Source organism: Hymenobacter sp. CRA2, from assembly GCF_002007105.1.
Lineage (GTDB): Bacteria > Bacteroidota > Bacteroidia > Cytophagales > Hymenobacteraceae > Solirubrum.
In genome coordinates, this window is record NZ_MVBC01000002.1 from 308,682 (window position 1) to 320,899 (window position 12,218).

Genomic DNA, 12,218 nt, shown 5'->3' on the forward strand with positions numbered 1-12,218 from the left:
GGCGCCGCGGCCCGGCCGGGGCTGCCGCTTTTGCCTGCGCACTCAGCACCTACCTTCCATGCAAGTTTCCAAAATGGCCGGCAGCCTGATCGGCTCCGAAATCATCAAAATCGGCAACGAAGTCAACGACATGATCCGCAAGGGGGAGCAAATCTGCAACCTCACCATCGGCGACTTCGACTCCAGCATTTACCCCATCCCGGCCGAACTGGAAGCCGGCATCACCGAAGCCTACCAGGCCGGCAACACCAACTACCCGCCTGCCAACGGCGTGCTGGAGCTGCGCCAGAGCGTGACGCAGTTTCTGGAAACCCGCCTGGGCCTCAAGTACTCCCCCAACGACATTCTGGTGGCCGGCGGCTCGCGCCCGCTCATCTACGCCACCTACATGGCCCTGATTGACCCGGGCGACAAAGTGGTTTTCCCGGTGCCGTCGTGGAACAACAACCACTACTGCCACCTCTCGGGCGCCCAGCAGGCCATGGTGGAAACGCGCCCCGAAAACAACTTTATGCCTACCGCGGCCGACGTGGCCCCGCACCTCGAAGGCGCGACCCTGCTGGCTCTCTGCTCCCCGCTGAACCCCACCGGCACCGTCTTCTCCAAGGCCGACCTGGAAGAAATCTGCGACCTGGTCATTGCCGAAAACCAGCGCCGCGGCCCCGACGCCAAGCCGCTGTACATCATGTACGACCAGATTTATTGGTTGCTGACCTTCGGCGAGACCGAGCACTACGACCCGGTGAACCTGCGCCCCGAGCTGCGCGAGTACGTCATCTACATCGACGGCATCAGCAAGGCGCTGGCCGCCACCGGCGTGCGCGTAGGCTACGCCTTCGGCCCGAGCAATGTCATCGATAAGATGAAGTCCATTCTGGGTCACATCGGCGCCTGGGCCCCCAAGGCCGAGCAGGTGGCCACAGCTCAGTACCTGCCCCGCACCGAGGAGGTTGACGGCTTCGTCGACGCGTTCCGCGACAAAGTGCAGGTCAGCCTCGAAACGCTCTACCAGGGCTTTCAGGACCTCAAGCAGCAGGGCTACCCGGTAGATGCGGTAGTACCGATGGGCGCTATCTACCTCACCATCAAGCTCGACGTGCTGGGCAAGACTACGCCCGCCGGCCAAGTGCTTAGCTCTACCAAGGAGCTGACCTCGTACCTCATCAGCGAAGCTTGCCTGGCCCTGGTGCCGTTCAGCGCCTTCGGCACGCCACACTCGGCACCGTGGTTCCGCGCCTCGGTGGGCGGCGCCTCGCTGGAATCCATCCAGGCCGCCCTGCCCCGTCTGAAAGCCGCGCTGGACAAGCTGCAATAAGTCGCAGGACAAACCAAAAGAACGTCATTCCTCGGCTGCGCTCGGAATGACGTTCTGGTTGTGCCGTTGTGAAACGAAGCACTACTCGCCGGCGGCCCTGTCAGGGCCGCCGGTTTTTTTGGCGGCTGCCCGCTGCTGCCGCAGTACTTCGTCGGTGCGGGTATCGATGTAGAGCTGCTCCACTTTCTCCCGGGCCCAGGGCATACGGCGCAGAAAGTTCAGGCTGCTTTTGATGGTGGGGTTGTTGGCAAAGCAGTTGATGCGAATCAGGCGGTCCAGCTCCTGCCAGCCGTAGTGCTGCACGAGGTAGTCCAGGATCTGGGCCAGCTTGACGCCGTGCAGCTCGCGGATGAGGTAGCCGTTTTCGTCGCGGACTTCGTCGGGGTAAGCGGGCATCGGTAAAGGAGAGGTTAGAAGAATTGCAAAGGTAAGCCAGCCGGCATGTTAGTGTCCCGGCCAGGTGGTTTACGTCGGTGGGCGCAAACCGTGACCCCCACCCCTACGGCCGCGGCCCAAAACAGCTGAGCCTGCCCCTTAGAAACCCAAGGCCAGTTACGGAAGCGGCCAGTCGCCACGAAACGGTAACCTCAGGCTAAGTGCCCACCGCCCAGACCTCTGCTGCAACGAACGAATTCTGCAGATGCACACGCCCCGGCTGGTCGGGGAATGACTAATTATGCGTGCGCCGTAGCGGCGGTCCTGGCTACCTTTACGCTGGACATTATTACCTACTTGGCAGCCACCATCCCGCTGCCCTTCCTGCCTTTCTATTTGTATGGCTGATGTTTACCAGCTACCGGCCCGACTGTGGCATCTACTTGGGTTCTGGCTGCTGCTGGCCGCGTGGAGCTTCCCGGCCCAGGCCCAGTCGCCGACGTGTGATTTATTCGCCTTGGATTCCCCCACGCCCCGGCAGCAAAGCTTCTTCGGAGCGCGGGCCAGCGTGAGCGAGCGGTTTGCCATTGTGGGCGGCGATGCCGACGCGGGCGGCCCGGTACCCGGCAAGGCGGACATCTACGAATACGTAGGGGGCGTGTGGGTGCACCGCCAGACGCTTAGCGCCCCCGGCACCGTACCTTTCGATGCTTTCGGCCACCACGTTTACATCGACGACAACACCGCCCTGGTAGCGGCCGACAACTACACCCGAGCCAACACGCCCGCTTACGGCCGCGGCGTGGTGTATGTGTACACCCGGCAGGGCACGCAGTGGGTCCAAACGGGCCTGCTGGCAAACCCCAGCAGCACCATTTCCGCCTTCGGCTGGTCCTTGGCCAAGAGCGGCACCGACGTGGTGGTGGGCTGCAGCTACAACGGTACCCAGAATTTCGCCGCGTACGTGTTTCGGCAGCCGGCCGTGCCCGCCCAGCCCTGGACGCTGGTGGCTACCCTCACCCCCACCGGCCCCGACAACGGCTACGACTACGGTTACAGCGTAGCTATTGAAGGCGACAACCTCGTGGTGGGCGCCCTCGACGCGTTCGGGTTCGGGCAGTCGGCGGCTCATTTCTACCACCGCGACGCGGCCGGCACCTGGCGGCTGGCGCAGGTAGAAAACTACCCCCGCGGCAGCCGGGTGGGCATCAGCGTCGCGCTCCACGGCAACTACGCCGCCATCGGGGCCGACATGAATGGCGGCGTGCGCATCTACGAGCGGACGGCCACCGGCTGGCACTTGAGGCAGACGCTGTTCAGCCCCGGCACTGCCGGCCGCTTTGGCTTTAGCATGGCCATGAATGCCCGTATGCTATTGATAAGCAACAACTTCGACAACCGCTTCGGTGGCGGAGCCGGCGTGGTGTACCGCTACGAGCTGGCCGGCAGCAGCTGGCAGCTGCGGCGGCGCTACTACGCGCCCCAGGCCCGCGCCGGCGACGGGCTCGGTACCTGGGTGGGCGTGGATCATCACAGCAACAACTTTATTCTGGGCGCCCCGGGCCGCCTCTCGAACGCGGGGCAGGCCTTCGTGCAGTGGGCGCCCGCCGTGCAGCCCGCTGGCCCCTTCTGCTCCGATGATCCGGCCGTGGTGCTGCAAGCCACCGCCACGGGCGGTACCTGGGCGGGCCCCGGCATCCGCAACGGGCAAACCGGGCAGTTTGATCCGGCGCAGGCCGGCCCGGGCACCCACCAAGTTATCTACGAGCTGGCGGCCGGGGGCTGCACCTTCCGCGACACGCTGCGCTTAACGGTGGCGCCACGTCTGCGCATCAGTCGCCCGGCGGCGCTGGCCCTCACGTGTGCTCGTGACACCACGTTCGCCCTGAGCGCCAGCCTGCCGGGCGGTACGTGGTCGGGGCCGGGAATCACCAATGCCCAGACGGGCACCTTCCGCACCTGGGCGGCGGGGCCGGGCCGCCACCTCATCACCTACCGGCTGCCGGCCGGCATTGCCTGCGGCAACGAGGACACCTTCAGCATTGTGGTGCGCCCGGCGGCGGTGCGCATCCTGAGCACCGTGCCCAGCCTTACCTGCGCCCGCGACACGGTGCTGCAGCTGCGCGCTACGCCGGCTGGCGGCACCTGGAGCGGCCCTGGCATTAGCAATGGGGCTACCGGCAGCTTCAGCTCTGCCGCCGCGGGCCCGGGGCGGCACCGGCTCACGTACCGTCTGCCTACCGGCGGCCCCTGCGACGGGCAGGACACGCTCAGTATCCTGATTCGTCCGCAACCGGTGCGGGTGCTCACGCCGCCGGTCACGCTCTGCCGAACCGATACGGTGCTGCAGTTGGCCGCCAGCCCGGCCGGCGGTACCTGGCGCGGCCGAGGCATCACCAATACTCAGCAGGGCACGTTCACGGCTAGCACCGCGGGCCCGGGCCGACACGTGCTGTACTACGAAGCCGGCAACGGCGCCTGCCGCGCCGCCGACTCGGTAGCGGTGGTCGTCGCGCCCGTGGCCGCGCCTGCCCTAACGCCCAGCAGCCCGCTGGTGCTGCGGTGCGGCCAATTAAGCGGACAGCTCAGCGTGGCCCAGCCCCAACCCACCGGCACCCGCTACGATTGGCAGTACGCCGCGCTGCCCAACGGCAGCTGGCAGCCGCTGCCGACGGGCAACGGGCAGGCTACCTACCAGGCCGAGCAGCCGGGCTGGTACCGACTGCGGGTGCTGCGCAACGGGTGCGCGGCCACTTCGGGGCCCACGGAGGTGCGCATCGAGCAGCAGCAGCCGCTGGAAATACCGAACATTTTCACCCCCAACGGGGACCGGCTCAACGACGTGTTTGCGCTGCGGCTGCAATACCCGCGCACGTTCCGCCTGCAGATTTTCAACCGTTGGGGCCGCGAAGTCTTCACCACTACCCAAGCCGATAATTTCTGGACCGGCGAGGGCGCTTCGGAGGGCGTATACTACTACCTCTGGCGTTATTCCACCGATTGCGAGCCGACCGAGCGCGTGGTCAAAGGCACCGTCACGCTCGCACGCTAACCGCTCCCGGCGGGCAGTCCTGTAGTCTGCAGACCGTAGCTCGCTAAGGCGGCCCCGGCTGCATTCAGACCGTCCTGCGGCACTCCCTCAAAGCATATTTCCCGAACGCCGAAGCGGCAGGGAGGCTTCGACGGGGTGCAGCAGGACGTTCTTTTGGCGTGCGGCCCACCCGAGTGCTCGGCTCCGACTGCCCCCAACAGCAACGGACGCAGCTTTCACGGCTGGGGCCAGCCTGCGGCAGCGCCATGCGAAGGCGCACTGTTCGCATCCACTTACCTTGGCTGGCACATTTTCGAACAGAGTGTCCGATTCCGGACGTGTTTGCCTGAGGCTTAAGCCATGCACCTCTTAATAAGCATTTAGCAATCAACCGATTGCACAAATGGCACCATCATTGGCTATTGATTAAACAGTAGCAGCTCCGGATTCTAAAATCGGACATTCGCGCGAAAAGCTATGCTTCCTACTGCTTATCATCCGCAAGCAGATTCTCGCATTTTTGCAACCTTTATGATACATCATAGTCTTTGCTGCGAAACTTGCTTGCCATGCTCTCCTCCATCATTTTCTACGCCCTCGACCGCTCCATCCGCAGCTACCGGCGCATGGCTCAGGCAACCATCGACCGGGCCGGTATCAACATCACCATCGACCAGTGGCTGGTGCTGCAGGTGCTGCTGGAGCACGACGACATGACCCAACACGAAATAGCGGAGCGCGTCTTCAAGGACCAGGCCTCGGTGGCCCGCATTCTGGCGCTGCTCACCAAGCGCGGCCTGCTCTCGGCCGTGCCCCTGCCCCACGACGGCCGCCGCAGCCAGCTGCGCGTGACCGAGCAAGGCCAGCGCATCCTCGACGCCGTGCAGCCCATCATCCTCAGCAACCGCGCGGTGGCTCTGGCTGGCATTTCGGAAGAGGAACTGGCCCTAATGCGCCCCCTGCTCGAACGCATTGCCGCCAACTGTGCCGCTGCTGCCCAACGCCCTGATTAGGTAAGGCCAACTGCTGATTTTTTCACTTGGCGCATTGCCAATACGAAACACTTCGTATGTTTATTACGAAAATATTCGTATCAACTCTGCGCCAGTTCGCTGCCGCTGCCGCCCCGCACTTCCCTACCTCTTGTTCCAGCCTTTCTTAGCTATGAAAACGCTTCTCTACTCCGCCCCGGCGCTGCTTTTGGGCCTGGGAATCTCCTACTCGAGCCAGGCCCAGGCACCAGCGGCCGTGAGCGGTGCCGTGCGCAGTGCCGCCGGCGCGCCCATCGACTACGCTACCGTGACCTTGCACCGGGCCAAGGACTCGACGGTGGTTAAAACCGAATTTAGCGATGACAAAGGCCAGTTCACGTTCGAGTCGGCGCCGGGCGGGCAGTATGTAGTATCGGCCTCGCAGGTGGGCTTCGGGCGGCAGTGGTCCCGGCCGTTTGAGGTAGCGGGCGAGAAAGTCGTACTTCCGGCGCTGACGCTGGCCGCTAGCGCGGCTACCCAGCTGAAGGAAGTGCAGGTGGTGGGCCAGAAACCAGTGTTTGAGCGCCTGGCCGACCGCACTGTGGTGAACGTGGAAGGCTCGCCGCTCTCGGCCGGCAATACCTCACTGGACGTGCTGCGCCGCTCGCCGGGCGTCACCGTCGACAACAACGACAATCTGGCCCTGCGCGGGCGACAGGGCCTGCTGGTGCTCATCGACGGCAAGCGCCAGCCCATGACGGGCACCGAGCTGGCCGACTACCTGCGCGGCCTGCCGGCTGATCAGGTGAAGAGCATTGAGCTGATAACCAACCCGCCGGCCAAGTATGACGCCCAGGGTGGGGCCGGCATCATTGCCATCAACCTCAAGAAGGACCAGAAGCTGGGCACCAACGGGTCCATTAACGCCAGCTACGGCTACGGGCGCTACGGCAAGCTGACCACGGGCGTGTCGCTGAACCACCGGCGCAAAAACCTGAACGTGTTCGGCACTTACACGTTTGCCGACCGCCGCAACTGGAGCGCGCTAACCATCAACCGGGACTTTTTCCGGCAGGCCGACGCCGCCAAGCTCTACACCGGCCGCTCGTACCAAGACAACAGCAGCGTGGGCCACGGCCGCTCGCACAGTTGGAAGCTCGGCCTCGACTACAACCTGTCGGAGCGCACGGTGATGGGCGTGGTGGCCAACGGCCTGGCCCTGGATACCGACAGCAAGGGCAGCAACGACAGCGAAATCTTTGCCCCGCGCCGGCTCAACCCGGCCGAAGACTCGCTGACCAGCCGTTTTCACTCCGACAACCGGCGCAACGGCACGCTGCCCAACTACTCGCTGAACGCAAATTTCCGGCACACTTTCCAGGATTCGCTCGGCGGCCACGAGCTGACGGCCGACGCCGACTACGCCCGCTACGATGCGAGGCGCACGCAGCTGCTGGACACGCGCTTCTCCTACCCCGCCCCAGCGCTGGACCGCCTCACCAGCGACCAGCATAACTTGCTGACTATTCAGTCGGTTAAGACGGATTATACCAGCCCGCTGAGCAAGACGGCCCGGCTGGAGGCCGGCGGCAAAATTAGCTGGGTGAAGGCCGACAACGACCTGCTGTTTCAGGTGCCCGTGACGCCGGGCAACGTGGAAGTGCTGCAGCGTGACCCGAACCGCTCCAACCGCTTCCGCTACGACGAAAACATCATTGCGGGCTACGTGAGCCTCAACAAAACCCTGCCGCAGTGGACGCTGCAGGCCGGCCTGCGCGGTGAGCAGACCAATGCCATCGGCAAGCCCGAGGCCGATTCGGGGCGCTTCAATCGGCACTATTTCCAGTTCTTCCCGAGTGCAGCGGCCAAGCACACCTTCTCCGACAAGCACGAAACCAGCCTGTCGCTGAGCCGGCGCATCGACCGGCCCTCCTACGGGCAGCTGAACCCCTTCCGCAGCTACATCGATGCCTCCACCTACGGCGCCGGCAACCCCAACCTGCGGCCCCAGACCAGCTACAACGTGGAGCTGACCCATACCTTCCGGCAGAAGTATAGCGTGGGCTTGAGCTACGCCGTCACCCGGAACCCCATCGTGGGCACGGTGCAGCCGGAGGCGCCGAACAGCCGCATCGTGAAATCGACCACGGAAAACCTGGACTACCAGTACAACTACGCCCTGACGCTGACTGCGCCTGTGGAGCTGGCCAAGTGGTGGAGCGTGTATAACAACGGCGTGTTTTACTATAGCCGCTTCGTGGGCAACCTGGTGGGCACCCGCCTCAACGCCGGCCGCCCGGCCTTCAACCTGAGCAGCAACAGCACCTTCGTGCTCGGCCACGACTGGAAGGCCGACCTGAACGCCACCTACCAATCGGCGGAGCGCTACGCGTACTTCCTGAGCCGCCCGCAGGGGCAGGTGTCGGTGGGCGTGCAGAAAGGCCTGTGGCACAACAAAGCCACCGTGAAGCTGAACGTAACGGACGTATTCTTCACCAACAAGAACCGCTCGACGGTGAGCTTCGATACGTACACGGAACGCTTCTTCCAGCGCTACGAGTCGCGGGTGGCGACCCTGTCGCTGAACTACCGCTTCGGCAACGACAAGGTAGCCCCGACCAAGCGCCGGGGCAGCGGCGCTGAGGACGAGAAGCGTCGCGCCGGCGGCAGCTAGGGATTATTCGCCGCTGTCAGGTTATGCCTTCGAGCACGTATGCTCGAAGCTGATCCGGTGTACTGATTCTAGGTACAGCAACTGAACGGTTCCACTACCAAAGCCAAGGCTAGCTCCCCTCCTCGGATGAGGAGGGTTGGGGGTGGTTGAAAAGCCAGAACGACCAAACAGGAACGTCATGTCGAGCGAAGCCGAGACATCTCGCGTGCTGACATCGGATAATAACCTTAATCCTAGCCTTTCAACCACCCCCAGCCCCTCCTCAACTGAGGAGGGGAGCTAGCTGTAACTCTAACTTCTCAATCGCGCTAACCTGATGGCGCGTGATTGTTCCTGCTACTTTTCACTTGATCAATGAATCCTTTATGCCAATAACATCATGATTATTAACCAAATGAATTTTCTACGAATTTTTTCGTTGGCTATATGCAACTGCCACGATACAGCGTGGTCCTTGTCTCAGAAGAAGCAGCACGGCTAAACGCCAGCCCGCTGCCAGCTCCACCCCACTTCTGATTTCAAGCTTGCCCGGCCTTGCGGGCTTAAGTCAACCTTTGCGCTTTATATACGAAACATTTCGTACTAAATCACACCGTTTCCGATGTCGACACCTACTCCTGCTCAGCTCTCAGCGTCTTCATTCGTTAACAGTTCCCGTGGCCGCACTGCCGGTGTCGCGCTGGGCCTGTTGCTGAGCGCTGGGCCTTTGCTGGCCCAAACCGCCACGCCGGCCCCGGCTCAGGCCAGCCCGGAAGCGAAGTCTCTCGGCCGCATTACGGGCTCGGTGCAGAGCGCCACCACCAAAGAGCCGGTGGAGTTTGCCACGGTAGCCCTGCTGGCCAAAGGCACCGAGCGGGCCGTGCTGGCTAGCGCCTGCGACGACAAGGGCCACTTCGAGCTGCGCAACGTGCCGGCGGGTGAGTACACGCTGTCGGTCAGCTTCGTGGGCTACCAGCCGCAGCGGCAGGCAGTGACCGTAACGACGGCGCAGCCGGTGCTGCAGCTGCCGCCGGTGCTGCTGGCCACCACCACGACCCAGCTGGGCGAGGTGAAAGTAACGGGCGAGCGGGAGCTGGTGGAAAGCAAGGTGGACCGGCTGGTGTACAACGCCGACAAGGACCTGACCAACGCCGGCGGCACGGCCGCGGATGTGCTGCAGAAGGCGCCGCTGCTCACCGTGGACCTCGACGGCAACCTGCAGCTGCGCGGCTCCTCCAACATCCGGGTGCTCATCAACGGCAAGCCCTCTACCCTGCTGGCTACCAACCTAGCGGAGGCGCTGAAGCAGATTCCGGCCGACCAGATCAAGTCGGTGGAGGTGATTACGGCACCTTCGGCCAAGTACGACGCGGAAGGCACGGCGGGCGTGGTGAACATCATCCTGAAAAAGAGCACCCTGGAGGGCATGAACGGCAACGTCAACGCCGGGGTGAGCAACCGCAACGGTTTCGTGGGCGTGAACCTGAACCGGCGCAAGGGCAAGCTGGGCATCAACAGCAGCCTGGGCACCAACCCCTTCTACAACCTGGCGCGCAGCGTGGGCCGCCGCACTGACTACCTCTCCGACACCACCCAGAGCCAGCTGCAGCAGACGGGCCGCTTCACCAACATGGGCCTGGGCGGCTGGGGCCAGCTCGGCATCGACTACGACCTGACGCCCAAGGACGTGCTCAGCTTCGGGGTGCAGGGCAACTACCGCGCCTACGTCAACGACCGTTCGCAATTCACGTCCTACCAGCTGTTTCGCACCGACGAAAGTGCCCAGCGCCGGCTGTTCGTGGACGAATACAACCGCGACATCGAGACGCGCGACGGCAACGGCAACGTGGACGTGAACTTCGGCTACACCAAGACGCTGGCCAAGCCCAAGCAGGAGCTGAGCGTGCTGGGCCTCTACAGCCTGAACGCGGGCCATACGCGCTACCAGCTGGACCAACAACGCGGCGAGTACACCGACTACCGCGAGAAGAGCTTCAACGACAGCCGTAACCGCGAAATCACGCTGCAGGCCGACTACGTGCAGCCCATCGACAGCACCCAGACGCTGGAAACGGGCCTGAAAACCATCATGCGCCATGTCGACAGCGACTACCGCATCGACGCGGACAGCCTGGACGGGCGCGGTTACCGCCCGGTGCCGGCCCGCTCCAATGAATTTGGCTACGACCAGAACGTGTACGCCGGCTACGCCTCCTACGGCTTTGCCCTGGGCAAGAAGTGGACGTTCAAGGGCGGGGCGCGCCTGGAGCACACCCGCATCGACGGCAAGTTCCTGAGCAGCGGCACCCAGCTGCAAACCGACTACACCAACCTGGCGCCCAACGTGCAGGCCGCCTGGACGGTGACGCCCGACCACACGCTGAAGCTGAGCTACTCGCGGCGCATTCAGCGGCCTGGCATCTGGTACCTGAACCCGTACATCAACACCTCGGACCGGCGCAACGTATCGGCCGGCAACCCCAACCTCAACGCGGAGCTGACCGACGCCTACGAGCTGACCTACACCACCTTCGTCAAGAAAAGCTCAGTGACCTTCTCGGGCTACTGGCGGCAGACCAACAACGCCATCGAGAGCGTGGCGCGGCTGGTACCCGGCAGCGACATTCTGCCCACGGCCGACACCACGCGCATCCTCTACACCACCTACCGCAACTTAGCGCGCAACTCCAGCTACGGCCTCTCGGCCTTCGGCTCGACCAAGCTGACACCCAAGTGGAGCCTGAGCGGCAACGTGAACGTGTACTGGCGGCAGGTGAACAGTCCGGCCTTGGGCCTGTCGAATAGCGGGGGCATGTTCAACTTCAACCTGAACTCCTCGTGGCAGTTCGAGAAAGGCTGGAGCGCGCAGTTCTTCGCCTTCGGCAACTCCCGGCAGGTGGCCCTGCAGGGCCGCACCTCGGGCTACCGCATGTACAGCCTGGGGGCCAAAAAGGAATTCTGGGACAAGAAGGCCAACGTGGTGGTGTCGGTCATCAACCCCTTCAACCGAATCCTGGCTTTCCGCAACGAGCTGTCTTCGCCCAGCTTTGAGTCGGTGAACAACGCCTACTTCTACAACCGGCAGATCCGGGTGAGCTTCAGCTACCGCTTCGGCAAGCTGGACAACGGGCCGAGCCGCCCGAAAAAGAGCATTCAGAACGACGACCAGAAGCAGGGCGGCGGCGGCAACGGGTGACCACGCTGCCCCTGGCCCGGCTGAGCCCGTCGAGGCATTGCTGCTAACTCCAATCGGTTCTCAAGTGAGTGAAGAACACGTCAACCGATGAAACGGCAGCAGTGCTTCGACGGACTTTGGCGGGCTAGGCCACGCCGTTTACCATTAAGTCAAACCAAGACCTTCTGCGCAAGTTGATTTTCAGGTTGAAGAAGCAGTTTCCCCCGTCGTCGACATCTACAATGTCTTTCCGCCAGTAAGGAGTTTTGTCACAGAAACAATTCACCCATACCTCCTTTTCGCCTTTTGCGTTAAGATAAGGCACCAATTGACGCCGGTAGTTTGGCAGTGTAATCAGGAATTGTGTCGAGTCCCAGGGAATATCGGGTCGCGCCTGCCGCATGCCCCGCAACTCTATGCTTTGTAGTCGGTTATGTTCAGCAATGCATACCTGCAACAAACTGTCTACCAAACCTATTTCCTCAAGGTTAAGGCCGGAGGCCTGCGCATTCTTTAGCCGGTACTTATCCCGCTCATGATCGTAAGGGAGCACGGCCACCATTGCAGTGTCAACCTTATCCCTGAAGGTTTTTAGAGACTTAGGCACGGCGACAATATCCGCTTCTGCTGATGGGGTGGGTTTGCTTTGACAGCCAAGCAGAGCCAACAAAGCGGCAGCAACAGTCACTCGAAGTAGC

At 63.0% G+C, this 12,218-nt stretch carries 7 protein-coding genes; 5 read left to right on the plus strand and 2 right to left on the minus strand.

Annotation, left to right across the window (positions count from 1 at the left end; genetic code table 11):
* The first annotated feature begins 58 nt into the window (after positions 1–58).
* Positions 59–1,315, plus strand: a complete 1,257-nt coding sequence (locus B0919_RS05055; RefSeq protein WP_078011130.1) for a pyridoxal phosphate-dependent aminotransferase — start codon at positions 59–61, stop codon at positions 1,313–1,315.
* An 81-nt stretch (positions 1,316–1,396) separates the two neighbouring features.
* Here B0919_RS05055 and B0919_RS05060 read toward each other — a convergent pair whose 3' ends face one another.
* Positions 1,397–1,711 carry a VF530 family DNA-binding protein gene (locus B0919_RS05060; protein WP_078011131.1) on the minus strand — a complete coding sequence of 105 codons (315 nt, stop codon included), beginning with the start codon at positions 1,709–1,711 and terminating at the stop codon, positions 1,397–1,399.
* A gap of 379 nt (positions 1,712–2,090) precedes the next feature.
* Here B0919_RS05060 and B0919_RS05065 point away from each other — a divergent pair, with 379 nt between their 5' ends.
* The 4 genes from B0919_RS05065 (at position 2,091) to B0919_RS05080 (ending at position 11,541) form a co-directional block, all read left to right on the plus strand.
* Positions 2,091–4,742, plus strand: a complete 2,652-nt coding sequence (locus B0919_RS05065) for a gliding motility-associated C-terminal domain-containing protein (RefSeq protein ID WP_078011132.1) — start codon at positions 2,091–2,093, stop codon at positions 4,740–4,742.
* A 548-nt stretch (positions 4,743–5,290) separates the two neighbouring features.
* Positions 5,291–5,734, plus strand: coding sequence for a MarR family winged helix-turn-helix transcriptional regulator (locus B0919_RS05070; protein ID WP_078011133.1), 444 nt, complete (start codon positions 5,291–5,293; stop codon positions 5,732–5,734).
* Positions 5,735–5,885: 151 nt separating this feature from the next.
* Positions 5,886–8,366, plus strand: coding sequence for a TonB-dependent receptor (locus B0919_RS05075; RefSeq protein ID WP_078011134.1), 2,481 nt, complete (start codon positions 5,886–5,888; stop codon positions 8,364–8,366).
* A gap of 601 nt (positions 8,367–8,967) precedes the next feature.
* A complete protein-coding gene (locus tag B0919_RS05080) occupies positions 8,968–11,541 on the plus strand; it encodes an outer membrane beta-barrel family protein (protein WP_078011135.1) in 2,574 nt (857 codons plus the stop codon).
* A 124-nt stretch (positions 11,542–11,665) separates the two neighbouring features.
* Here the strand turns inward: B0919_RS05080 and B0919_RS05085 are convergent, their stop codons facing one another.
* Entirely contained in the window at positions 11,666–12,208 is a 543-nt protein-coding gene (locus B0919_RS05085) for a hypothetical protein (protein WP_139361920.1), read from the minus strand.
* Positions 12,209–12,218 lie beyond the last annotated feature (10 nt).

Excerpts from the sequence above, each read along its gene's own strand:
- B0919_RS05060 (WP_078011131.1), bottom strand. The coding sequence starts at position 1,711 with ATGCCCGCTTACCCCGACGAAGTCCGCGACGAAAACGGCTACCTCATC.
- B0919_RS05080 (WP_078011135.1), top strand. The coding sequence starts at position 8,968 with ATGTCGACACCTACTCCTGCTCAGCTCTCAGCGTCTTCATTCGTTAAC.
- B0919_RS05055 (WP_078011130.1), top strand. The coding sequence starts at position 59 with ATGCAAGTTTCCAAAATGGCCGGCAGCCTGATCGGCTCCGAAATCATC.
- B0919_RS05070 (WP_078011133.1), top strand. The coding sequence starts at position 5,291 with ATGCTCTCCTCCATCATTTTCTACGCCCTCGACCGCTCCATCCGCAGC.
- B0919_RS05065 (WP_078011132.1), top strand. The coding sequence starts at position 2,091 with ATGGCTGATGTTTACCAGCTACCGGCCCGACTGTGGCATCTACTTGGG.
- B0919_RS05075 (WP_078011134.1), top strand. The coding sequence starts at position 5,886 with ATGAAAACGCTTCTCTACTCCGCCCCGGCGCTGCTTTTGGGCCTGGGA.